This is a genomic window from Streptomyces sp. NPDC020983, from assembly GCF_044333485.1.
GTDB lineage: Bacteria > Actinomycetota > Actinomycetes > Streptomycetales > Streptomycetaceae > Actinacidiphila.
On the sequence record NZ_JBIRRA010000021.1, the window covers coordinates 26,045 to 48,047 of the forward strand.

Genomic DNA, 22,003 nt, shown 5'->3' on the forward strand with positions numbered 1-22,003 from the left:
GGCGCAGGGCGGTGCGGCGTCAGAACTGGAGCGACTTGGCCTGGAGGTATTCGGCGAGGCCGTGGGGGCCCAGCTCGCGGCCCACGCCCGACTGCTTGTAGCCGCCGAAGGGGGCCTGCGGGTTGAACCGGCCGCCGTTGATGTCGACCTGGCCGGTGTCCATGCGCCGGGCGAAGGCGACGGCCGCCTCCTCGTCCGCGCCCCACACCGCCCCCGCGAGGCCGTAGACCGTGCCGTTGGCGATACGCAGCGCGTCCTCCTCGTCCTCGTAGCGGATCAGGACGACGACGGGGCCGAAGATCTCCTCCTGCGCGATCGCCATGCCGGGCGCGACGTCCGCGAAGACGGTCGGCCGCACGTAGAAGCCGCGCTCCAGGCCCTCCGGCGCGTCCGGGCCGCCCGCCACGATGCGGGCGCCCTCCTCGACACCGCGGCGGATGTAGCCGCGCACGCGCTCGCGCTGCCTGGCGTTGACGACCGGGCCGAGGCGCTCGCCCGGCACGTACTTGGCCGTGGCGGCCGCGGCGATCGCCACGGCCTCGTCGTAGCGCTCGGCGTCGACCAGCATGCGCGTCCAGGCACTGCACGTCTGGCCGGAGTTGGCGAAGACGTTGGCCAGGCCGACGTTGACGGCCCTGGCCAGGTCGGCGCCGGGCAGGATGACGTTGGCGGACTTGCCGCCCAGTTCGAGCGCGACACGCTTGACGGCCGCTCCGGCCGCGGCGCCGATCCGCCGCCCGACCGCGGTGGAGCCGGTGAAGGACACCAGGTCGACGTCCGGGTGCTCGGCGAGCGCCTGCCCCGCGACCGGGCCGAGCCCGGTGACCAGGTTGAACACCCCGGCGGGCAGCCCGGCGTCGGCCAGGATCTGCGTGAAGAGCTGCGCCACCAGCGGGGTGTCCTCGGCGGGCTTGAGCACCACCGTGCAGCCCGCGGCGAGCGCGGGGGCCGCCTTGGCGACGATCTGGTGCAGCGGGTAGTTCCACGGGGTGATCGCGCCCACCACGCCGACGGGCTCGTGCAGCACCCGGGAGTTGCCGATGCGCTCCTCGAAGGGGTGCGCGGCGGCCAGCTCGGCGTAGCCCGCCATGACGGCCGTGGGAAGGCCGGCGTGCACGGCCGCGGCGAAGTCGGGCGGCGCGCCGAGTTCCGCGGAGACGGTCGCGGCGATCTCCTCCCGGCGGGCGGCCAGCAGGCCGCGGGCCGCGGCGAGCACGGCCGCGCGCTCGGCGGGCGGCGTGCCGGCCCAGCCGGGCAGCGCCTCGCGCGCGGCCCGTACGGCGGCGTCCACGTCCCGTGCGTCACCGGCCGGGACACGGCCGACGACCTGCTCGGTGGCCGGGTCGAGCACCTCGATCAGGCCCTCCCCGGCGGCGGGCCGCCACTCCCCGGCGACGAACACCGCCTCCCGCCCGCGGAACACCCCGCCGCCCGCCTCGTCCGTCCGCCCGCCGTCAGCCATGGTCCACCCGCCGCCCTTCGAGTCCGTGCGTCCGACCCCCAAACTAGCGCCGATAGTTTTACGGTGCCAGGCCCCGCCGGTGCCCGTCCGCCCGACGCGCCCGGGAGCGTACGCCGTGCCGCGGCGCGGACGGATCAGTCCAGGACGGTCGCGAGGTAGGCCAGCAGCAGCGTCTTGGTCTCGGCGACGATCTGCGGGTCGCCGTCCGGATCGGCGCGGAAGGCCAGCCGCAGGGCGGCGTCCGCGGCCTCGACGGCGACCGTCAGCGCCCTGCGCAGCCGCGGGTCGGCGGGGTCCGCGGTGATGCGGCCGGCGAGCAGCGCGGGCAGGCGCTCGGCGAGGTCGTGGTTGGTCTCGCCGGGCACCCCGAAGTCCAGCAGCGCGAAGCCGGGGGCGGTGCGCTTCATGGCGGTGTACTCGTCGACCAGCACCCCGACCGCGGAGCGCCAGCCGCTCGCGGTGCCGGGGGCGGCGAGCCGGGCGGCGGTCCTGGCCAGGAACTCGTCGAGGTTGCGGTGCGCGAGCGCGTCGGCCATCGCGCGCTTGTCGGCGAAGAAGCGGTAGACCGAGCCGATCGGCACCCCGGCGCGGGCGGCGACGGCCCTGGTGCTGAGCCGTTCGTAACCGCCCTCGTCGAGCAGCCGCGCGCAGGCGTCGAGGATGCGCTGGAGCCGTTCGGCGCTGCGCTGCTGGACGGGCGTGCGGCGAAGGAGGCCGCTGTCCGCGTCCGGCCGGCCGCCGTCGCCCGCCATCCGGTCAGCTCCCGGCGGCGGCAAGGGCGTCGAAGAGCCTGCGCAGGTCGGTGACGGCGTCGTCCAGTGCGGCCCGCGGGTCGCCGGCGCGGGCGATGGCCATCGCGCTCTCGCTCAGGCCGCCGTAGAGCAGCGACGCCAGCGGGTCGGCGGGGCGGTCGGCGAGTGCGCCCTTGCGGATGGCGCGGGCGACTCCCCTGCGGGTCAGCTCGCGGCAGTTGTCGTCGAGGTCCCGCATCGACTCCCAGCCGAGCGCTCCGGGCGCGTCGAGCAGCGTGATGCGCTGCACCCCGGCGTCGAGGGACGCCTCCAGGTAGGCGCGGCAGCCCTCGAAGACGGCCTCCCAGGGATCGGCGACGGCGCGGTAGGCGGCGGTGATCCGCTCGTTGAGGCGCTCCTGCTCGCGGGCGTAGACGGCGCCGAAGAGCTGCTTCTTGCCGGAGAAGTGGTGGTAGAGGGCGCCCTTGGTCACTCCGGCGCGCTCGCAGACCGCGTCCAGGGAGGTGGCGGCGTAACCGGCGGTCGCGAAGAGCGCGCGGGCCGCGGTCAGCAGCTCCTCGACCGTCGCGTCCGAGCGCTCCTGCTGCGTCGGGCGTACCCGCGGCCGCCCGTTTCCCGTGCGCGTTGGCGTCACGGCCGTCCTCCTGTCCTGCCCGCCGTGCCGCGTGTGCCGCGGCGCCGCCCCCGTCCGTGTGAGATCCGTGCCCCCACCCTAAGGGCTGCCGCCGCGATCCCCGGCGGGCGTGCGGCGACGGCTCCGGCACCTCCCGGCACCGTCGGGCCCGCCCGGACACGGCACGGCACGGCACGAGGGACGACCCCGCGCCGCGCCGCACGGCATCCGGCGCCGTACGCCGCCCCACCGGGTTTCCGGGACGGCTCTCAGGGCCTGCCGCGGCGGTCCCCGCACGCCCCGCCGCACACCCGGTCCCGGCTCGCGGTACCGCTTGACAGTCACATACCTACGGTATGTATGTTCCATACCGCAAGTATGTTCCCGCCGAGTGCAAGGAAGGAAGGCCCATGCCTCCTCCCGCCGGTCCCTCGAATCCCACCGCCCCCGCCGCTCAGGCCGGCCCGGAAGGCACCGCGCGGACGCCGCCCGGCGGCTCGCCCGCGCGGCCGGGCGCCGTGCTGCTGCTCAGCGCCGGGGCGACCTTCATCGCCTTCCTCGACACCACCGTCGTCAACGTCGCCTTTCCCGACCTGGCCGCCGACTTCCCCGCCGACAAGGTCTCCGACCTGTCGTGGGTGGTCAGCAGCTACGCCGTGCTCTTCGCCGCGCTGCTGACCCCCGCCGGGCGCATCGCCGACGCCCTCGGCCGCAAGAAGCTCTTCCTGGCCTCGCTCACCGGCTTCACGCTCACCTCCGCGCTGTGCGCCGCCGCGCAGAACCTGCCGCTGCTGATCACCGCCCGCGCCCTGCAGGGGGCCACGGCGGCCGGCATGATCCCGGCCGCGCTCGGGCTGCTGCTCGCCACCACCCCGCCGCAGCGCCTCCCCGCGGCCATCGGCGCCTGGGGAGCCGCCGGCTCGATGGCCACGGCCGCGGGGCCCGCGCTCGGCGGCGTCCTGGTCGACGCCTTCGGCTGGCGCGCCGTCTTCCTGATCAACGTGCCGGTGGGCGCCGCCCTCGTCCTCGCCGGCCTGCGCGGGCTGCCCGAACGGACCGGCGCACAGCGGCGGCTGCCCGACCCGCTGGGCACGGCCGCCGTGACCGCGGGCATCGCCCTGCTGGTGCTGGGGCTGACCAAGGGCAGCGACTGGGGCTGGGGCGGGGCCGCCACCGTGGCGGGCGTCGCCGGCGGCGCGGCGCTCATCGCCCTCGCACTCCTGCGGTCCGCGCGCCACCGGGTCCCCGCCGTCGAGATCTCGCTCTTCCGCAACCCGGCGTTCGCGGTCTCCAGCGCCGCCGCGGCCTTCACCGGGGCGGCCCTCTTCGCCTGGCTGCTCAGCAGCCCGCTGTTCCTCACCACGGTGTGGCACTACTCGGTGCTCAAGGCCGGTTTCGCCGTCACCCCCGGTGCCCTGACGTCGGCGTTCGCCGCCGTCGCGGTCGGCAGGCGGGCCCGGCCGCACCAACTGCCCGCCGTGGTCGCGGTGTCGATGGCGGCGTTCGCCGCGGTCGGTGTGTGGATGTACCTCGGCCTGGGCACGGAAGCCCGCTTCCTGTCCCTGTGGCTGCCGATGGGCCTGGTCGGCGGCGCGGCCTTCGGCGGCGCGCTCACCGCGCTGGCGACGGCGGCGGCCCGGTCGCTGCCGCCGCAGCAGTTCGCCTCGGGCGTCGGCATGACCACCACGGCCCGGCAGCTGGGCGGGTCGCTCGGCGTCGCGGCCACCGCCTCGGTGATCGCCGCGCACGGCGTGGCGGGGCCGCAGACCTACCGGGACGTCTTCCTGGTCTGCGCGCTGCTCGCCGCGGGCGCCGCCGCGGTGGGCCTGGGCATGGCCCGCACCCTCCCGAAGGAGGCCTGAGGCGCGGCGCACCTGCGGGCTCCCCGCGGGGCGCGCATCGGCCGCCGGCCGGCACCGCGCCGCGCGGGCGGGAGCGGCGAACGGCCGCGCCGGGCGCACGGGGGTCGTCCGGAGTTGTCCACAGGGCGCCGGGTGAGGGTTGCCGTCCTCATTCCTGTGGCTCAGCATAGGAATAAGGACGGCAACGCGAGCGGGGAGCGCATCATGGACGACTTCGGCAGGGACGTGCCGGCCGGCGACGCGGCGGGCAGAGGGCTCGCCTATTCGCCCGGCTTCGGCAACGAGCACAGCAGCGAGGCGGTGCCCGGCGCCCTGCCGGTGGGGCGGAACGCGCCACAGCGCGCGCCCTTCGGGCTGTACGCCGAGCAGCTGAGCGGCACCGCCTTCACGGAGCCGCGCGCGCACAACCGGCGCAGCTGGCTCTACCGGATCCGGCCCTCCGCCGCGCATCCCCCCTTCCACCGGGTGCCGAACGGGGCGCTGCGCAGCGGCCCGTTCCGGGACGTCGAGCCCGATCCCAACCGGCTGCGCTGGGGCCCGCTGCCGCTGCCCGAGGAGCCGGCCGATTTCGTGCAGGGCCTGGTCACGGTGGGGGGCAACGGCGACGTGCTGCGCCGCGAGGGCATCGGCATCCACTGGTACGCCGCCAACCGCTCGATGCGCGGCCGGGTGTTCTCCAGTGCGGACGGCGAGTTCCTGATCGTGCCGCAGCAGGGCGCGCTGCTGCTGCGGACGGAGTTCGGCCTGCTGCGGGCGGAGCCCGGCCACGTGGTGCTGATCCCGCGCGGAGTACGTTTCGCGGCCGACCTCCCGGACGGCACGGCCCGCGGCTACGTGTGCGAGAACTACGGCCGCCCCTTCCAGCTGCCCGAGCTCGGCCCCATCGGCGCCAACGGCCTCGCCAACGCGCGGGACTTCCTCGCCCCCGTCGCCGCGTACGAGGACGGGGACGAGGAGACGGAGGTCGTCAACAAGTTCGGCGGCAACCTGTGGGCGGCGCGCTACGGCCACTCGCCGCTCGACGTGGTGGCCTGGCACGGCAGCCACGTGCCGTACCTGTACGACCTGCGCCGTTTCAACGTGCTGGGGTCCATCAGCTACGACCACCCGGATCCGTCGATCTTCACGGTGCTGACGTCGCCCTCCGACACCCCGGGGCTGGCCGGCGCCGACTTCGTGGTCTTCGCGCCGCGCTGGCTGGTCGGCGAGGACACCTTCCGCCCGCCCTACTTCCACCGCAACGTGATGTCGGAGTTCATGGGCCTGGTCGAGGGCGCCTACGACGCCAAGGCCGAGGGCTTCGTGCCCGGCGGCGCCTCGCTGCACAACATGATGTCCGCGCACGGCCCCGACCGGACCACCTTCGACCGGGCCAGCACCGCCGAGCTGGTACCGCAGCGGGTGGACGACGGGCTGGCGTTCATGTTCGAGACGCGCTGGCCGGTCGTGCCCACCGACCTCGCCCTGTCCGCCGGGCACCGGCAGCCGGACTACGACGCGGTGTGGGAGGGCCTTGAGAGAAACTTCCGCCTGTGACCTCCTCCGCCTCCTCCTCCTTCGCCCCGGACTCCCTGGTGCTGAACCGCAAGCTGCCGCTGTGGTACCAGGTCTCGCAGTCGCTGCGCGCGTCGATACTGGGCCGCCGCCGGGACGACCCGCTGCGGCTGCCGACCGAGGACGCCCTCGCCGGGCACTACGGCGTGAGCGTGCTCACCATGCGGCAGGCCCTCAAGGAGCTGGAGGACGAGGGCCTGATCTCCCGGCACCGCAGGCGCGGCACCTTCATCGAGCCGACGGCGCTGCGCGGCGCCCCGGTGCGGCTGCTCGGCTCGGTCGACGCGATCGTGGCGCAGCAGTCCGGCGGGCGCACCGCCGTCTTCCAGCACGGCCCGGCGGCGCTGCCCCCGGAGGTGCGCGAGCACTTCCCGGGGCTGGAGGAGGCGGTGGCGTTCCGCCGGCTGCGCTGCGACGAGCAGGGCGAGCCGACCAACTGGGCGGAGAACTTCCTCCGTCCGGAGACCGCCGCGGGGATCGACCTGGCCGATCTGGAACGCTGGCCGATGACCAAGGTGCTCAGGGACGTGCTGGGGGTGCGGATCAGCCGGATCACCGACACCGTGGAGGCGCGGCTGGCCGACCCGGAGACGGCCCGGCTGCTCCAGGTGCCGCTGCTCAGCCCGATCCTGCACTACACGGGGGTCACCTACGACGAGTCGGGGCAGGCCGTCGACGTGGTGCGGATCCACTACCGGGGTGACCGCTTCTCCTTCACCGTGACGATGGAGGCGCGCTGAGCGGCGTCAGTAGCATGCGTGCGGTGAGCGACAACGCGCCCCTGCTGCACGACCTGATGCCCTGGTCCGTGGCGCCGCTGCGCATCGGCCGCGGCTGGCCCGTGGCGCCGGACGCCGCGACGCTGCGCGCACGCTGGGCGCTGTTCACCGCGGCGGGCGAGGAGGAGCGGGCCGCGCTGCTGCACCCCAGCCGGGCGCGCGGCCTGTACAGCAGGGTCGGGCAGCTGCCGGGGCACCGCACGGCGACCACGGCGCTGGCCCGCGAGGAGGGGCCGTGCCCCGAGCCGGTGCCGATCGCCCACGGTGCCTACGACCGGCTGTGGCTGATACCCGATCACCGGCTGGTGGACGCCGCCCGGCCGGAGTTGTGGCGGGTGCTGGACGAGCGGCAGGTCTTCGCGGTGGAGCAGGCGTTCCTGCCGGAAGCGGGCGAGCCGCCGGTGTCGTTCGCCGCGCTGCTGCCCGACGGCCGCTCCCCGGCGGGCCGTCCGGGCCGGATCCGCCCGCTGTTCCGGCAGCCGGGCGGCCGGGACCCCAATCTCGCGCCGGGCCTGCCGGCGGTGCTGTCGGCGGCCTACGGGGGTGCGGTCACCGCCTGGGACGTGCTGGCCTGGGTCGCCGCGGCCGGGCAGCCGGCGCCCGGGGGCTGCCGCGTGCCCTTCCCCGCGGACCCCGAGGACTGGCGGGCCGGCGTGGCGCTGGGCGAGCGCCTGGTGTGGGTGCACACCCGCGGGGCCCGCTGCGCCGATCCGGCCGAGGGCCGCGACACCGGCGGGCCCCGGCTGCCCGGCGGCAGCCGCCCCTACGTCCGCGCCCCGCTGCCGGCGGCCCCCGGGCCCGGCGAGCTGGAGTACGACCCCGAGCAGCGCGAGCTGCGGATCGGCGCGGGCCGGATCGCGCCCGTCTCCCCCGCCGCGTGGCAGCGCACGGCCGGCGGGGTGCGGGTTCTGGAGGCGTGGTGGGAGCGGCGTACGGCACCGGGCGCGCCGGGCTCGCTGGAGGCGCTGCGCCCGGCGCCGTGGACCAGGTCCAGCACCTCGGAGCTGCTGGAGACGATCAGCGTGCTGACGCTGCTCGCCGGGCTGGACGCCGAACGCCGGGAACTGGCCCGCCGGCTGGCCGCGCGGCCGGCGGACGCCCGGGTGGACGGGGAGGTGCTGCGGGAGGCGGGGGTGCTGCCGGTGCCGGCGGCCAGGCGCCGTCCCGCGTCCGTGCTCGGCCATCGGGAGGAGGGGCCTGACGGGCAGTTCGCGCTGGTGTGAGCGCACCGGCCGGGCGGGGGCGGGGAGGGCGCGGCCGGGCGCCGTGCGGCCCGCGGGGAGAGGCGGGGCGCAGGCGGTGCCGGGGAGAGGAGGGCACGCCGGCGCCCGGCAGCCGCGCCCGGGGGCCGGTACCGTGCGCGGCGGCTGCTCAGCGGCAGCGGCGGCCGGTCAGCGGCGGTTGCCGAACAGCGTCCGGCGCAGCCGGCGCAGCGGGGCGAAGAGCGAGACCCGGGCGTGGCGGTTGGTCGTGGCGTGGCCCGCGGGACGCGAGGTCAGCTCGCGCATCAGCACGGTCGCCTCCTCGGCCTCGCGCTGGGGTACGGCGGGGCCGGCCAGTATCGACAGATGCCGGTCGAGCCGCGCGCTGGACGTGCCCGTCCCCGCGTTGATGGCAGGCACTCTGGGCCTGCTGCGCATCACTATCTGTTCCATGACTCTCCCCACCCTGACGAGGGCTCCCGGCCCGGGCAGGCTAAACCCTATCGCCCCGCCGCGTCACCCGTGCATCCCCCGTCCGACCATGATGCCCGATTCACCGCCGCTTCAAGGGTGTTGACGCCCCCTCGGCCGCGCCTCGCGCCGTCGCCGACCACGGTACCCGCCGGTCGGGGGCGTTCGCGGCGTCCGCGGGGAGGGCCGGCGGGGCCGGCCGCAAGGAGCCGAAAAGCGCTGGGCCGATCGGGTGGTTCTGGCGGATCATGGCCTCATGTCCGTGACATCCGGGGAGCCGAGCAGGCACGTTCCGCCCGCCGATCCCGCCGGGGCGGGCCCCGCCGCGGCGGCCCCCGGCCCCGGCCCGGCGGGCCCGCCCCCCCCCGCGCCCCCCGCGGGGCGGGCGGCGCGGGCGGGCCCGGGGGCCCGGGCCGCCGCCCCCCCCCCGGCCGCACCGCACCGCGCCCTCCCCGTCCAGGTGGGCCTCGACGACAGCGACTCGCTCTCCGACGTGGTCGACGCCCTCTTCATGGGCCGCTTCGCCGCGGGCGAGCAGCCGTTCGCGCGCGGCGCCGCGCTGGACAGCGTCAAGTCCGGCCGCACCCTGCTGCCGCCGGGCGCCACCGTGCTGCGGCAGGCCCGCGGCAAGGACCGCAGCGCCACGCTCGCCGAGGGGGACGGCTGGACGGTCCTGGTCTCGCGCTGGAACCGCGGCGCCGACGTCACCGTGACCGCCGTGACCGACGAACTGGCCGAGAAGGTCCTCGGCTCGGCGGTGGACGGCGCCGAGGACACGCCGGAGCCCGCCCCGGAGAGCGTCAGCATGGGCTTCTGGTACCTCTCCCAGCGCCGCGGCCCGCACCGTACGGCCCGGCAGATCACCGCCGCGCCGTGGGAGGAGCTGCGCGGCAACTACACCGCGAAGGTCGCCGCGGCGATGGACGGCCTGATGAAGCTGGGCGCCGACGACGTCACCGGCCGGCTGCTGCTGCTCCACGGCCCGCCCGGCACGGGCAAGACGTCGGCGCTGCGCACGCTGGCCCGCTCGTGGCGCGAGTGGTGCCAGGTCGACTGCGTGCTCGATCCCGAGCGGCTGTTCAACGACATCGGCTACCTGATGGACATCGCGATCGGCGTGGACGAGGGCGCCTCCGGCGGCCGCTGGCGCCTGCTGCTGCTGGAGGACTGCGACGAGCTGATCCGCGGCCAGGCCAAGCACGCCGCCGGCCAGGCCCTCTCCCGGCTGCTCAACCTCACCGACGGCCTGCTCGGCCAGGGCCGTAACGTCCTGGTGGGCATCACCACCAACGAGGACCTGGAGCGCCTGCACCCCGCGGTCGTCCGCCCCGGCCGCTGCCTGGCCAGGATCGAGGTCGGCCCGCTCACCCGCGAGGAGGCGACCGGCTGGCTCGGCACCTCCGAGGGCGTCGGCCGCGACGGCGCCACGCTGGCCGAGCTCTACGCGCTGCGCCGCGGCGCCCACCCTGCGCTCGGCCCCGCCCCGCGGGCCGTCGACGGGCTCTACCTGTAGCGGGTCACTGCGCGGGGTCCCCGTAGGCCGCCCGCAGCGCCTCCTCGACGGCGGCGCGGGCGTCCGCGCGGTCCAGGCCGAGGCGGCGGGTGCGGTCGACGTACTCGGCGGCCGCCGCGGCGACCTCGCGGGCGCGGGCGTCGGCGGCGGCCACGTAGGTGCCGTGCCGGCCCCGGGTCTCGATCACCCCGTCGGCCTCCAGCGCCCGGTAGGCCTTGGCGACCGTGTTCGCCGCCAGCCCCGACTGCTCGGCCAGCCCCCGCACGGTGGGCAGCTTGTAGCCGACCGGCAGCCTGCCGGACCGGGCCTCGTCCGCGATCTGCCCGCGCAGCTGCTCGTACGGCGGTACGGCCGAGGCCGCGTCGATGGTGATCTCCAGCGTCATACCGGGGATCCTGGCACAGCCCGCGCGGCCGCGGCGCCTACCCGCCGCCGCCGTCCGCCCCCGGCGGCGGGGCGAGCGTGGCCGGCAGGACGGCGGTGGGGCCGAAGCGGCGGCGGGCGCGGTCGGCGGCCGCCTCCAGGGCGCGGGCGCGGTCCTCGGACGGGTCCATGCTGAGCTGGCGGTGGGCGGCCTCGCGGGGGGCGAGCCGGTCGGCGCGCAGGTCGAGGGCCCGCACCCGGGCGCGTTGCAGGCCCAGCGAGGTGAGGAGGCCGAGGGCGGCGGCCGCCAGGTCGGGCGAGTGGTCGGCGGGTTCGGGCAGGGCGCGGGTCCTGGTGGTGGAACTGCGGTCGGCGTAGCGGACGGTGAGGGTGAGCCGGCCGGCGACCTGGCCTCCGGCCCGCAGCCGCCGGCCGAGCTGCTCGGCGAGCCCGAGGACGCCCTGGTGGTGCTGCCCGGGGTCCAGGCAGTCCCGCTCGTAGCGGAGGTCGGCGGACAGCTGGGCCGCGGGTGCCTGGGGCGTGACCGGGCGGGGGTCGCGGCCGCGGGCGCGCTCGGCCAGCAGCCGGGCGGGGCCCGCGCCCAGGATGCGCTGGAGGGTCGCCGGGGGCAGGTCGGCGACCTGGCCGACGGTGTGCAGGCCGTAGCGGCCGAGGGCGGCGGCGGTGGCCTGGCCGACGCCGGGCAGCGCGGTCAGCGGGCGGGGGCGCAGCCAGCGGTCCGCGGCGGCCTGGTCGCGCGGGATCTGCGTGGTCTGCCGCGGCTCGGCCGCGGCGGCCATCGCGGCGAGCATCCGGTTGCCGGCCAGCCCGGCGCTGCTCGCGATGCCGTACAGGGCCATGAGGCGCATCCGGGCCATCTGGAGCAGCTCGTACGGGTCCTGGCCGAAGTAGCGCAGGGCGGAGGTCAGGTCGAGCTGGACGGCGTCGGGCGGGAAGGCCTGGACGTGCGGGGTGATGTCGCCGAGCAGGGCCAGTGCGGCGTCGTACCGCCCGCCGTCGAGCGTGCCGTGCAGGCGCAGGTGGGCGATGTGGCGCGGGCGCGGCCCGGCGGGCGGCGGGGAGGGCTCCGGGCCCTGCCGGCGGGGGGTTCGCGTCATCCCGCGCTCCCCGGGCTGCGGTGGCCGAGGCGGCGCAGGTCGGCGGTGCGGGTGCCGGCGGGCTGGAGGTCGGCGTAGGGGTGCAGCCGGGCGCCCGCCGTGCCGTGTTCGAGGGTGCGCCCGGGGAGCTGCGCCGGGGTGGGGTGCGGGCTGTCCGCGCCGAGCAGCGCGAGTGCGGCCTCGGGCCCGTCGTCGCGCCGGGTGGCGGCGACCTTCTCCAGGTCCCAGGCCATGGTGCCGACGATCGTGCGGCGGCTGCCGCGGACCTGGACCGTACCGCGCACCAGCAGCAGCCCGGAGTGGAAGACGGTGTGGGCGCAGGCCTCGTGGGAGTCCTCGAAGAAGGCCAGGTCCACCAGACCCGAGCCGTCCTCCAGGGTCACGAAGATGATGCGCTTGCCGCTGGCGATCGGCGGGGTCTGGGTCGCGGCGCGCACCCCGGCGACCAGGACCTGGCGGCCGGGCGGGAGGGCGGCCAGGTGGGCGGCGTCGGTCGCGCCGATCTCCCGCAGCAGCCGGTGGTGGTGCTCCATCAGGTGCCGGGAGACGTCGATGCCGAGGGCGTCCAGCTCCGCGCCGAGGGCCTCCCGGCCGGTCAGCTCGGGCACCCCGCTGGGTTCGGAGCCGCCTACCGCGCCCGCGTCCAGCGGCAGCTGGCCCTCGCCCGCGGTGCGGACGCGGGACTGCCGGTGCAGCTCGGCGATCTGCAGCAGCAGGTCACGGCGGGTGAGCCGGCCGTCGTGCAGCGCGTCGAGGGCGCCGATGCCGGCGAGCCGCTCGGCGACCGGGCGGCTGGGGCGGCCGCGCTGCCAGAAGTCCGACAGCGAGGTGTACGGGCTGCCCGCGGCGATCCGCTCGCACTCCTCCGCGGTGATCCCGCGGACCCCGGCCAGGGCGAGCCGCACGCCCCAGCGCTCCCCCTCGGCCCGTTCCACGGTGTGCCCGGCCCGGGAGCGGTTGACGTCGACGGGCAGCACGGGCACGCCGCCCCGGCGGGCGTCGGCGACGATGACGCGCTTGGGCCACATGCCGGGGTCGTGCTCCAGCAGGCCCGCGAGCAGGAAGGCCGGGTAGTGCGCCTTGAGCCAGGCGGACTGCAGGGCGGGCACGGCGAAGGCGACGGCGTGCGCGCGGCAGAAGCCGTACGCGCCGAAGGACTCGACGGTGGCCCACACCTCGTCGCGGACCTCGGCGGAGAAGCCCCGGGCGGCGGCCGCGCGGTGGAACCACTCCCTGATCAGCGGCAGCTGCTCCTTGTCGCCGAGCAGCCGCCGGCCCACCTCCGCCCGGTCCTTGCCGCAGCCGGTCATCACGTCCAGCGTCTCGATGACCTGCTCGTGCCAGATCGTCACGCCGTAGGTGTCGGCGAGGACGGGTTCGAGCGCGGGATGGGCGTAGTGCGGGTCGCCGCCGTGCCGGGCGGCGATGTAGCGCTCCGGCATGCCGCCCTGGACGGGTCCGGGGCGGAAGAGGCTGATGTCGGCGATGACGTCCTGGACGTCCCGGGGCTGCAGCCGGGAGAGCAGGTCCTGCTGGCCGGGCGATTCCAGCTGGAACATCCCGATGGTGTTGCTGGCCTGGATGAGCTTGAAGGCGAAGACGTCGTCCAGCGGGACCTGCCGCGGGTCGTCCAGGTCGACACGGTCCCCGGTGGCGCGCTCGATCTCGGCGACGGCGTGCGCCATCGCGGACTGCATCCGCACCGCCAGCACGTCGAGCTTGATGTTGCCCAGTGCCTCGACCTCCTCCTTCGCCGCCATCGCCATCGGGTAGTCGCCCTGCGGGGTGGGCTGCACCGGCAGCCGGTCGAGCAGCGTCGCGTCGCTGATGATCACCCCGCACGGGTGCATGGCCATGCCGTGGACGAGGGAGTCCAGTCCCTCGGCCAGCTCCCACAGCGGGCCGTAGCGCGGCGCCTCGGCGGCGAGGGCGCGCAGTTCGGGCAGCTCGGCGAGTGCGCCGGTGATGTCGGCCGCACGCAGGTGCGGGAAGCTCTTGGCGATGCGGTCCACGTCGTGCGGCGGGATGCCGAGCGCGAGCCCGGTGTCGCGCAGGGCCCGGCGGGCCCGGTAGGTCTCGGGCATCGCGGTGACCGCGACCCGTTCGTGCCCGAAGCGGCGGAAGACCGCGTCGTACGCCTCCAGCCGCCGCGCCGACTCCACGTCGATGTCGATGTCGGGCAGGTTCCGGCGGCGTTCGCTGAGGAAGCGCTCGAACAGCAGGTGGTGGTCGAGCGGGTTGGCGGTGGCGATGCCGAGGGCGTGGCAGACCATCGACCCGGCGCCCGAACCGCGGGCGGCGACCCGGATGCCCAGCTCGCGGATGTCGGCGACCACCTGCCCGACGGCCAGGAAGTACGAGTCGTAGCCCAGCGTTCCGATGACGCCCAGCTCGCTCTCCAGCCGCTCGCGCGCCGCCCGGTCCCGGTCCAGGCCGCGCCGTTCCAGGCCCGCGGCGCAGCGCCGCCGCAGCTCGTCGCGCGCCCCGCCCCGCGCGGCGCCGACGACCTCGGCCTCGGGGAAGTGCAGGGCGTCGAGCCCCAGGCCGCTGCCGGGGTCGAGGCGGCAGGCGGCCGCGGTGGCGGCGGTGTCGGCGAGCAGCCGCCCGGCCCGCCGCGGGCCCGCGCCGGCGCACTCGGCGATCCGCTGCGCGATCCGGGCCATCTCCGGCTCGTCCTTGAGCCAGCGCTCCCCGCCGTCCAGCCGCCGCCGGTCGATGGGCCGCAGCAGCCGGGCGGCGTCCAGGACGTCGGCGAGCCGGTGCTGGCCGGGGTCGGCGTAGCGGACGGCGTTGGTGAGCACCGCGGGTGTGCGGGTGCGGTCGGCGAGCGCGAGGGTACGGGCGGCCAGCCGCAGCGAGCCGGGGCCGGTGCCGGGCCGGCCGTGCACGACCGCCTCCAGCCGCAGGCCCTCGCCGAAGACCTCCCACCAGGGCCGCAGCAGCGCCACCGCGGCGTCCTCCCGCCCCGCGGCCAGTGCGCGTACCGGCTCCGACATCGGCCCGAGCAGCGCGGTCAGGCCGGCGCCGCCGTGCTCGCGCAGCGCCTGCCACGGGACCTCCACGGGCGCCGCGCCGGAGGCGGTGCCCGCGTGCGCCGCCGAGGTGATCCGGCACAGCCGCGCCCAGCCCTCGCGGTCGCGGGCGAGCAGTGTGAAGCGCAGCGGCGGCTCCGCCACGTGGGCGCCGCCGCGCACCGGGGTGCGCCGCCGGGGCTGCGGGGCCGGCGGCGGGGTGAGCGGCCGCACCGCGAGGTCGATGCCGAAGACCGGCCGGACGCCGTGCTCGGCGCAGGCCCGCGCGAAGCGCACCGCGCCGGTCACGGTGTCCCGGTCGGTCAGCGCGAGGGTGTCCATGCCGCGTTCGGCCGCCCGTGCGGCGAGCTGCTCGGGGTGCGCGGCGCCGTACCGCTCGGAGTAACCGGATGCGACATGCAGATGCGCGAAGCCCGCCATGTCGCACCTCCACTGCCCCACCCCTTTTCGGCCAGTCGTCCCGATCGTCTCTCGTACGTTCGTTCGATTAGCGTATCGCGGTTGCCCCAGGTCAGCGACCCGAAGCAGGACACGGCAGCGGATCCAGCCACCGGAGGAGGCGGCCGGATCCGGACCTCGCGCGTCATCTCCCGGGCGGGGCCGCCGACTTGGCGCCGGCGTCCCGGCCGCGGGGCGCCGGGAGATTTCCGTCACGGCCGGCGCGCCGGTCCGCCGCCGGGCGGCGCAGCAGCAGGAGCCATGCCGCGAGCACGCCGGCCACGGCGGACCCGGCGAGCTGGAACCGGTAGTCGGCCAGCGCGACGAGCCCCGCGCCCAGCCCGGTGGCCGGCGCGGTGGGCCCGAAGACCACCGTCCCCGCGGCGGCGGCCACCCGGCCGACGAGCACGGGCTCGGTGTGCTGCTGCACCGCGGTGAAGGCCGCGACGACCACCCACGGCAGCCCGACCCCGATCGCCACCGCCCCGCCGAGCACGGACGGCAGCGACGGCACCACCCGCATCCCGACGCCCGCGCTGAACAGCAGCAGCCCGGTGGCGGCGAAGGCCCGCTCCGGCATCCGGCGCATGACGGCGCCCGCGGCGATCCCGGCGGCCACCGACCCCGCGCCCTGCACCGCGTAGACCACGCCGGCGAAGGCCGGCGGGCGGTGCAGGCCGGTGTCGACCAGCGCGTAGGTCGCGGCGCTGCTGATCCCGGACAGCAGCAGGGCCACCCCGCCCGCGCCCACCAGCCGCACCAGCAGCGGGTTGCCGCGCAACGCCCGTACGCCCGCCGCGGTCTGCTCGCGCCAGGACCCGGCGGCCGGCGCGGGCGGCTGCTCCTTCACCCGCAGGGCCGCGAAGGCGAGCGCGGCCAGCACGAAGGTCGCGCCGTCCAGCACGGCGACCGCTCCCCCGCCCCAGCGGACGAACAGGCCCGCGCCGGCCAGCGGGGCGAGCAGCTTCATGCCCTCGTTGACGGTCATCCGCAGCCCGTTGAAGTCGCCGCGCAGCCCGGCCGGGATCGCGCTGACCACCAGGCCCGCCTGGGCGGCGTCGCACAGCACCGACCCGGCGCCGACCGCGGTGAGCACCGCGAGCAGCAGCCACACGTCCCCGCCGGTGCGGACGGCGAGCAGCGCGGGCAGCAGCACGCCCAGCGCGGCGTTCACCGCGACCAGCAGCGGGCGGCGGCGGAAGCGGTCGGCGGCGGTGCCGAGCAGCGGCCCGAAGAGGGTCGGCGCCCACACGCACGCGTTCACCGCGGCGGCCAGACCGCTGGAGCCGGTCAGCGTCTTCACCCACACACCGGCGGCCAGCATCATCGCCGAGTCGCCGAACCCGGAGACCAGGACCCCGCCCAGATACGTCGCCGCGCCCCGGTCGCGCAGCACCTCCCGTGCAGACATGACCCCCAAGGTAATGCTTGGGGGTCTGCGCGGACACCCCGTCCCCGCACGGAAGCGGAAGCGGTGTAATGGGCGTATGAGCACCACGGACCCCCTGCTCCGAGCCCTCGCCCATCCCGTACGGCTGCGCATCGTGTCGCTGGTCTGGAACGTCCCGCTGTCCGCCGCCGAGCTGTCCCGCGAGCTGGGCATCTCGCACGCGCTCGCCAGCCAGCACCTGCGCCGGCTGGACGCGGCCGGGCTCGTCGAGCTGGCCGAGGTGCGGGAGAAGCGGGGCGGGCGGGAGCGCCGCTACCGGGCGGTGCACGGCTCCCCGCTGTCCGACCAGCGGTACGAGGGCACCCGGCTGATCGCCGAGGCCATGGCGCACAACCTGCGCGAACGCGCGGGCCGGCGCGCGCCGGGCGCCGAGGGCGTGGCCACGGACGCGGAGCTGTGGGTCGCCCCCGAGGTCTGGGCGGGCTTCCGGCACCGGCTCGCCGCGCTCTTCGCGGAGCTGCACGACGCGGCACAGGCCCCGCACGCGCCGGGCACGGTCGGCATCGGCGTGACGGCCATGGTCCTCCCGCTGGCGGAACCGGAACCGGGAGCCGGCGCGGGGCCCGGAGCCTGAGGGCCGTCCCGTGATCCCCGGTGCAGCGGCGTGCGGCGCCGGACGCGGTGCACCGCGGGACGCAGGGCCGTCCTCGTACCGGGCCGTGTCCGGGCGGGCCCGACGACGCCGCGAGGTGCCGCGGCCGCCGCCGGGCGCCCGCCGGGATCACGGGACGGCCCTCAGGAGGTGTCCGCCGGCCGCGCCGCCCGCTCCTGGGACGCCCGCGCCGCCCGGGACAGCCGCGCCGCCACCTCCGGCAGCCGCGCGGTCAGTTCCGGCGGCTCGATCACCTCGAACTCGACGCCCAGCATGCCGACGTACATCGCGAGCGCCTCCAGCCTCTCGGAGCCGGTGCGCAGCTCGCACGTGCCGTCGTCCAGCACGGTGACCGTGCCGAAGCCGGCCCAGCCGTGGGTCCGGACGAAGTCCGCGGAGGCGTGCAGCACGATGCGCGCCTGGTAGCGGTAGGCGCGCTGGGTGACGCCCGCGGCGACGTACGACGCGGCGTCCTCGGGCAGTTCGCGCGGGGTGAAGCGCGGGCCGGTGGGCGTCCGGGGCTCGATGCGGTCGGCCCGGAAGGTGCGCCAGTCGCCCCGCTCGACGTCGTAGGCCAGCAGGTACCAGCGCCGCCAGTGGTGGACCAGGCGGTAGGGCTCGACGTAGCGGCGGGTGGTGCTGCCGCCGTGGTCGCGGTAGTCGAAGCGCAGCCGCTCGTGGTCGCGGCAGGCGGCGCCGAGCGCGGTCAGCACGTCCTGGCCGACGGTCGGGCCGGGGCCCGCCGGCTGGACGGTGACGGCCTGCATCGCCTGGACGCGGTGCCGCAGCCGGGACGGCAGCACCTGTTCGAGCTTGGCGAGCGCGCGCTGCGAGGTCTCCTCGATGCCCTCGACGCTGCCGCCCGCGGCGGTGCGCAGGCTCAGCGCGACGACGACGGCCTCCTCGTCGTCCAGCAGCAGCGGCGGCAGCGCGGCACCGGCACCCAGCCGGTAGCCGCCCGCCGTGCCGGGGGCTGCGTGCACGGGATAGCCGAGCGCCCGCAGCCGCTCGACGTCCCGGCGGACGGTCCGCGCGGTCACGCCGAGCCGCTGCGCCAGCTCGGGTCCGCCCCATTCGCGGCGGGACTGGAGCAGCGACAGCAGGCGCAGCAGCCGCGCGGAGGTTTCCAGCATGCCGCCAGTCTGCCAGCGCCCGCCGCCGGGCCCCGGGGGCGTACGGCCGCGGGCAGCGGTACGCCCCCGCCGCCCAGGGAGACAGCGGGGGCGCGACCGGGGGTGCGGGCGCTGCCGGCGGGGTGTCAGTAGACGCTGACGCCGTACGCGCTGAGTGCCTCGGTGACCGGCTGGAAGAAGGTCGTGCCGCCCGAGCTGCAGTTGCCGCTGCCGCCGGACGTCAGGCCGATGGCCTTGGTGCCGTCGTAGAGGGAGCCGCCGCTGTCGCCGGGCTCGGCGCAGACGTTGGTCTGGATCAGGCCGGAGACGATCTCGCCGTTGCCGTAGTTGACGGTGGCGTTGAGCGCCTGGACGGTGCCGCTGTGGACGCCGGTGGTGGAGCCGCGGCGCGTGACGCGCTCGCCGACGTAGGCGTTCGCGGCGCTGGTGATGTCCTGGCTGCCGACCGTGCCGTCGTGCGCGACGGAGCTGTCGTAGCGGACGATGCCGTAGTCGTTGCCGGGGAAGCTCGTCCCGACGGTCGGGCCGATGTACGTGCTCGAGCTCGTGTAGTAGTTGGGGTAGCCCTCGGTGCAGTGGCCCGCGGTCAGGAAGTAGTAGGTGCTGCCGCTGCGGACGTTGAAGCCGACCGAGCAGCGCCACTGCGTGGTGAGGATCGGGTCGCCGCCGGACAGCAGCTTGCTGAAGGTGCCCGCCACGCGGTTGACGCGGACGGCGTCGCCGTAGCCCGCGGTGGCCTTGACGAGCGCGGACAGCTGGGCGTCGGTCACCCGGCTGTCGGCGTTGACCTGGAGGGTGTCGGTGCGCGGGTCGACCGACCAGGAGGTGCCCGCGACATCGGCGGCCGCGGTGGCGCCGGCGGCCTTCGCGAGCTGGGCGGAGCTGTGGGCGACCAGCCGCGGGGTCGCTCCGGCGGCGCGTACGGCGTCGGCCGCGGACTGGCTGGTGACGTTGACGACCGAGGTCCCGGCCGCGCTGTCGTAGTACGCCCCGGCGGTGCGGTCGGCACCGAGGGTGGCGGCCAGCGAGGCGGCCGCTGCGGGGGACGCCTTCGGGGCGCCGGCGGACGGGGTGAGAGCGCCGGCGGACGGGACGGCGAAGGCGGTGGCGGCGAGCATGCCGGTGGTGACGGCGAGGAGTTGTATGCGTCGGGTGGACTTCACTCGATCCTCCTGCGGGGATGGAGGTGACTCTTGGCGGTGCCGGTCGGCGCCCGTCGTTCTTGACGATGTACAGTCAAGTGCGCACGGATGAGCGGGCGCACTCTCAGCTTGACGGGCACTCATGGGAGTATTCAGGCACCACAGGGAACACACAAGAGGGCATCGGCCCCGGAAACCAGCTCGTAACGCATGTGCACCGGCGGCCCCAAACGCGCCGGGCGCACCAGGAGTTGACACCCCTCCGAACGCGCACCCGCCGCACGCCCCCGCACACCCGGCGCACTCCTCACCCCGCCGGGCGCGGCAGCCCCAGGTGCTCGCGCAGCGTCGTCCCGGTGTAGGCGCTCCGCAGCGACCCGCGCTCGCGCAGTAGCGGCGCCACCTGCTCCGCGAACGCGTCCAGGCCCGCGCCGCCCGCCGCCGGGTCGGGGCTCAGGACGAAGCCGTCCGTCGCGGTGCCCTGCACCTGCGCGTGCAGCCGCTCCGCGAGCGTCCGCGCCGCGCCCGCGTCCGCGTCCGCACCGAGCCCGGCCCCGGCGAGGTCCAGCCGGGAGAGGACCCGCACCCGCCGCCCGCGGCGCCGCACGCCGGGCGCCCGGCCGGCGAGCAGCACCTCCGGCGTGCCCGCGAAGTCCACCGCCACCGGCGGCCCCTGGGGCCCGGCGGGCTCGCCGGGCGGGCCGGGCGGGCCGCCCGCACGCCCGCCGGTGAGCCGGTCGAGTACGGCGATCCGGCGGGCCAGGTCGTACGGCTCCCTGGCCGCGGCCCCCGCCGGGAACGCCACGGCCAGCCCGATCCGCTCGGTCAGTGCCGCCAGCGCGTGCAGCACGGTGACCGGCTCGGGGCCACGGCTGCCGTCGAGCAGCACGAAGTCGAACAGCGCGCGCTCGGCGGCCCCGGCGAGCGCGGCGCACACGGCGAAGTCCGGCGGCGCCCCGGCGCCGCTGCCGCCGCCCGCGGGCAGCAGCACGGCCAGGTGCAGCGGCCGCACCCCGCCGCCCCGCGCACCCGGCTGTCGCCCGGTCACGACGCCGCCCCGGCACGGGCGCCCGCGCGGTCCCCGGCCGGCGGCAGGGCCGCACCGCCGGTCCACACCCGGTGCAGGCCGAGGTGCTCGCGCAGCGTCGAACCGGGGTGGAAGGAGCGGAAGAGCCCGCGGTGCTGGAGCAGCGCGGCGGTCCCGTTGACGAAGCGTTCGAGATCGCGGCGCGGTTCCACCGGGCGGACGTGGAAGCCGTCGACCGCGCCCTGCCGCAGCCAGTCGGCGATCAGGTCCGCGAGGTCGACCGGCCCGCCGCGGAAGAGCACCCCGCCCGACGCGTCCGCCGCCAGCGCGATCTCCGCGCCCGGCTCCGGGCCGCGCTCGCCGCCGCAGAGGTCCACCGCGAGGTCCGCGAGCACCGGCAGCGGTTCCGGGCCGCGCCCGGCCTCGGCGGCGAGCCCCTGCACCTCGGCCCTGGCCCGCCCGGCGTCGTCGGGGCGCGCGGCGCGGACGAAGGCCAGGTCCGCGTGCCGCGCCGCGGTCCTGCGGGCGGCGGGCTCGGTGGCGTCCAGCACCGTGACGGGCGCGGTCCGCGGCGCCCCGCCGGGGGCGCCGCACAGGCGCCGCACCGCCTCGGCGGTGTCGCCGGCCGCCCGCCAGAGTGCCTCGGGCCGCTGCGGCCGCGCACGCCCCCTGCCCCGTGGCGCGGGCGCGGCCGGGACCTCGACCGTCCAGCCGGCCCGGCCGCGGCTGACCCAGTCCAGGGCGGCCAGCGCGGGGGCGATGGCCTGCGGGTCGGCGGCTTCGGCACCGGAGGCGGCGAGCGCGGGCACCACGCCGATCCGGTCGGTCGCGGGCGCGACCCCGGCGAGCAGCGCGACGGCGTCCAGCAGTCCGGTGGCGCCGGCCGCGACGGGGCCGAGGGTCACGAAGTCCAGCCCTCCGTCCTCGGCGAGCCGGGCCATCTCCCGGTAGTGGGCGGCGTCCTGCGGCAGGCGGCCGCCGATCGCGGCGGCCAGGTGCAGGGTGCGGCCGCGGACGAAAGGGCCGGCGGGAGGCGGCGCGAGGGGGCCGGGACGCGGCACCGCGGGCGCGGCGGGAAGGGTGCGGAAGGAGGGAGGGGAGGTGTGGGCAGGCATGCGAAGGCTCCGTCGACACGCGGAAGAGGCACGGGCGGGTGCCTTCACACAGGGCCGTCGCGTCCCTCAACGCGACTGGGCCACCAGGCCTTCACAGCAGGCTAAGCCGCCGGTGCGACCCGCTGTCAAGCGTGTCCAGCCCGTGGACACGGCGTCCTGGCACGTTGACGGATCGCGGTGGCGGCTGCTGCACTGTGGCCATGCGCAGCTGCCGGCTCGTCACCCGCGGCCACATCGACCTGTGTCGAGTGTGGTCGGCCTCGTGTTGCGGTCGCTGACCCGCCTCGACGGATCACCCGCCTTCACACAGCCGGTCTCGCTCCACCCCCGCCCCTCCCTCGGGCGATCCCGCGGGACGCGACGTCACCACCTGGCACCGCCGGCC

Annotated in this window: 18 protein-coding genes; 6 read left to right on the forward strand and 12 right to left on the reverse strand. The window is 76.8% G+C overall.

Annotated elements, in window-relative coordinates; all coding sequences use genetic code 11:
- Positions 1-19: 19 nt before the first annotated feature.
- The 3 genes from ACH4SE_RS33655 to ACH4SE_RS33665 form a co-directional block, all read right to left on the reverse strand.
- Positions 20-1,462, reverse strand: a complete 1,443-nt coding sequence (locus tag ACH4SE_RS33655; protein WP_398547357.1) for an aldehyde dehydrogenase family protein — start codon at positions 1,460-1,462, stop codon at positions 20-22.
- A 134-nt stretch (positions 1,463-1,596) separates the two neighbouring features.
- Positions 1,597-2,214 (reverse strand): TetR family transcriptional regulator, encoded by a 618-nt coding sequence (locus ACH4SE_RS33660; RefSeq protein ID WP_398547358.1) that lies wholly within the window; start codon positions 2,212-2,214, stop codon positions 1,597-1,599.
- 4 nt (positions 2,215-2,218) lie between these two features.
- Positions 2,219-2,848 (reverse strand): TetR/AcrR family transcriptional regulator, encoded by a 630-nt coding sequence (locus ACH4SE_RS33665; protein WP_398547359.1) that lies wholly within the window; start codon positions 2,846-2,848, stop codon positions 2,219-2,221.
- A 389-nt stretch (positions 2,849-3,237) separates the two neighbouring features.
- Here ACH4SE_RS33665 and ACH4SE_RS33670 point away from each other — a divergent pair, with 389 nt between their 5' ends.
- The 4 genes from ACH4SE_RS33670 to ACH4SE_RS33685 all read left to right on the forward strand — a co-directional run bounded on the left by ACH4SE_RS33670 (position 3,238) and on the right by ACH4SE_RS33685 (position 8,245).
- Positions 3,238-4,689, forward strand: coding sequence for a DHA2 family efflux MFS transporter permease subunit (locus ACH4SE_RS33670; protein WP_398547360.1), 1,452 nt, complete (start codon positions 3,238-3,240; stop codon positions 4,687-4,689).
- A gap of 204 nt (positions 4,690-4,893) precedes the next feature.
- The gene (hmgA, locus tag ACH4SE_RS33675; protein WP_398547361.1) at positions 4,894-6,225 is read left to right on the forward strand and encodes a homogentisate 1,2-dioxygenase; all 1,332 of its coding nucleotides are present in this window, start codon (positions 4,894-4,896) and stop codon (positions 6,223-6,225) included.
- Entirely contained in the window at positions 6,222-6,983 is a 762-nt protein-coding gene (locus tag ACH4SE_RS33680) for a GntR family transcriptional regulator (RefSeq protein WP_398547362.1), read from the forward strand. The genes hmgA and ACH4SE_RS33680 overlap by 4 nt, the downstream gene beginning before the upstream one ends.
- Before the next feature lie 14 nt (positions 6,984-6,997).
- Entirely contained in the window at positions 6,998-8,245 is a 1,248-nt protein-coding gene (locus tag ACH4SE_RS33685; protein WP_398547363.1) for a type ISP restriction/modification enzyme, read from the forward strand.
- Between the two features lie 168 nt (positions 8,246-8,413).
- Here ACH4SE_RS33685 and ACH4SE_RS33690 read toward each other — a convergent pair whose 3' ends face one another.
- Positions 8,414-8,677, reverse strand: coding sequence for a hypothetical protein (locus tag ACH4SE_RS33690; RefSeq protein ID WP_398547364.1), 264 nt, complete (start codon positions 8,675-8,677; stop codon positions 8,414-8,416).
- Positions 8,678-8,951: 274 nt separating this feature from the next.
- Here ACH4SE_RS33690 and ACH4SE_RS33695 point away from each other — a divergent pair, with 274 nt between their 5' ends.
- Positions 8,952-10,208 (forward strand): DUF5925 domain-containing protein, encoded by a 1,257-nt coding sequence (locus ACH4SE_RS33695; RefSeq protein ID WP_398547365.1) that lies wholly within the window; start codon positions 8,952-8,954, stop codon positions 10,206-10,208.
- A gap of 4 nt (positions 10,209-10,212) precedes the next feature.
- Here ACH4SE_RS33695 and ACH4SE_RS33700 read toward each other — a convergent pair whose 3' ends face one another.
- The 4 genes from ACH4SE_RS33700 to ACH4SE_RS33715 form a co-directional block, all read right to left on the reverse strand.
- Positions 10,213-10,593 (reverse strand): GntR family transcriptional regulator, encoded by a 381-nt coding sequence (locus ACH4SE_RS33700; RefSeq protein WP_398547366.1) that lies wholly within the window; start codon positions 10,591-10,593, stop codon positions 10,213-10,215.
- A gap of 37 nt (positions 10,594-10,630) precedes the next feature.
- Positions 10,631-11,689: a DNA polymerase thumb domain-containing protein gene (locus ACH4SE_RS33705; RefSeq protein WP_398547367.1), complete on the reverse strand. Its 1,059-nt coding sequence runs from the start codon at positions 11,687-11,689 to the stop codon at positions 10,631-10,633.
- On the reverse strand, positions 11,686-15,141 hold the full coding sequence (locus ACH4SE_RS33710) for a DNA polymerase III subunit alpha (RefSeq protein WP_398547368.1): 3,456 nt from the start codon (positions 15,139-15,141) through the stop codon (positions 11,686-11,688). Before ACH4SE_RS33710 ends, ACH4SE_RS33705 begins: the two co-directional genes overlap by 4 nt.
- Positions 15,142-15,304: 163 nt before the next feature.
- The gene (locus ACH4SE_RS33715; protein ID WP_398547369.1) at positions 15,305-16,570 is read right to left on the reverse strand and encodes an MFS transporter; all 1,266 of its coding nucleotides are present in this window, start codon (positions 16,568-16,570) and stop codon (positions 15,305-15,307) included.
- A gap of 76 nt (positions 16,571-16,646) precedes the next feature.
- Here ACH4SE_RS33715 and ACH4SE_RS33720 point away from each other — a divergent pair, with 76 nt between their 5' ends.
- A complete protein-coding gene (locus ACH4SE_RS33720) occupies positions 16,647-17,183 on the forward strand; it encodes an ArsR/SmtB family transcription factor (RefSeq protein WP_398547370.1) in 537 nt (178 codons plus the stop codon).
- Between the two features lie 161 nt (positions 17,184-17,344).
- Here the strand turns inward: ACH4SE_RS33720 and ACH4SE_RS33725 are convergent, their stop codons facing one another.
- The 4 genes from ACH4SE_RS33725 to ACH4SE_RS33740 form a co-directional block, all read right to left on the reverse strand.
- On the reverse strand, positions 17,345-18,334 hold the full coding sequence (locus ACH4SE_RS33725; RefSeq protein ID WP_398547371.1) for a helix-turn-helix transcriptional regulator: 990 nt from the start codon (positions 18,332-18,334) through the stop codon (positions 17,345-17,347).
- Between the two features lie 125 nt (positions 18,335-18,459).
- Positions 18,460-19,452: a S1 family peptidase gene (locus tag ACH4SE_RS33730; RefSeq protein WP_398547408.1), complete on the reverse strand. Its 993-nt coding sequence runs from the start codon at positions 19,450-19,452 to the stop codon at positions 18,460-18,462.
- Positions 19,453-19,783: 331 nt separating this feature from the next.
- Positions 19,784-20,524 (reverse strand): LLM class flavin-dependent oxidoreductase, encoded by a 741-nt coding sequence (locus ACH4SE_RS33735; RefSeq protein WP_398547372.1) that lies wholly within the window; start codon positions 20,522-20,524, stop codon positions 19,784-19,786.
- Positions 20,521-21,618 carry an LLM class flavin-dependent oxidoreductase gene (locus ACH4SE_RS33740; protein ID WP_398547373.1) on the reverse strand — a complete coding sequence of 366 codons (1,098 nt, stop codon included), beginning with the start codon at positions 21,616-21,618 and terminating at the stop codon, positions 20,521-20,523. Before ACH4SE_RS33740 ends, ACH4SE_RS33735 begins: the two co-directional genes overlap by 4 nt.
- Between the last annotated feature and the right edge of the window lie 385 nt (positions 21,619-22,003).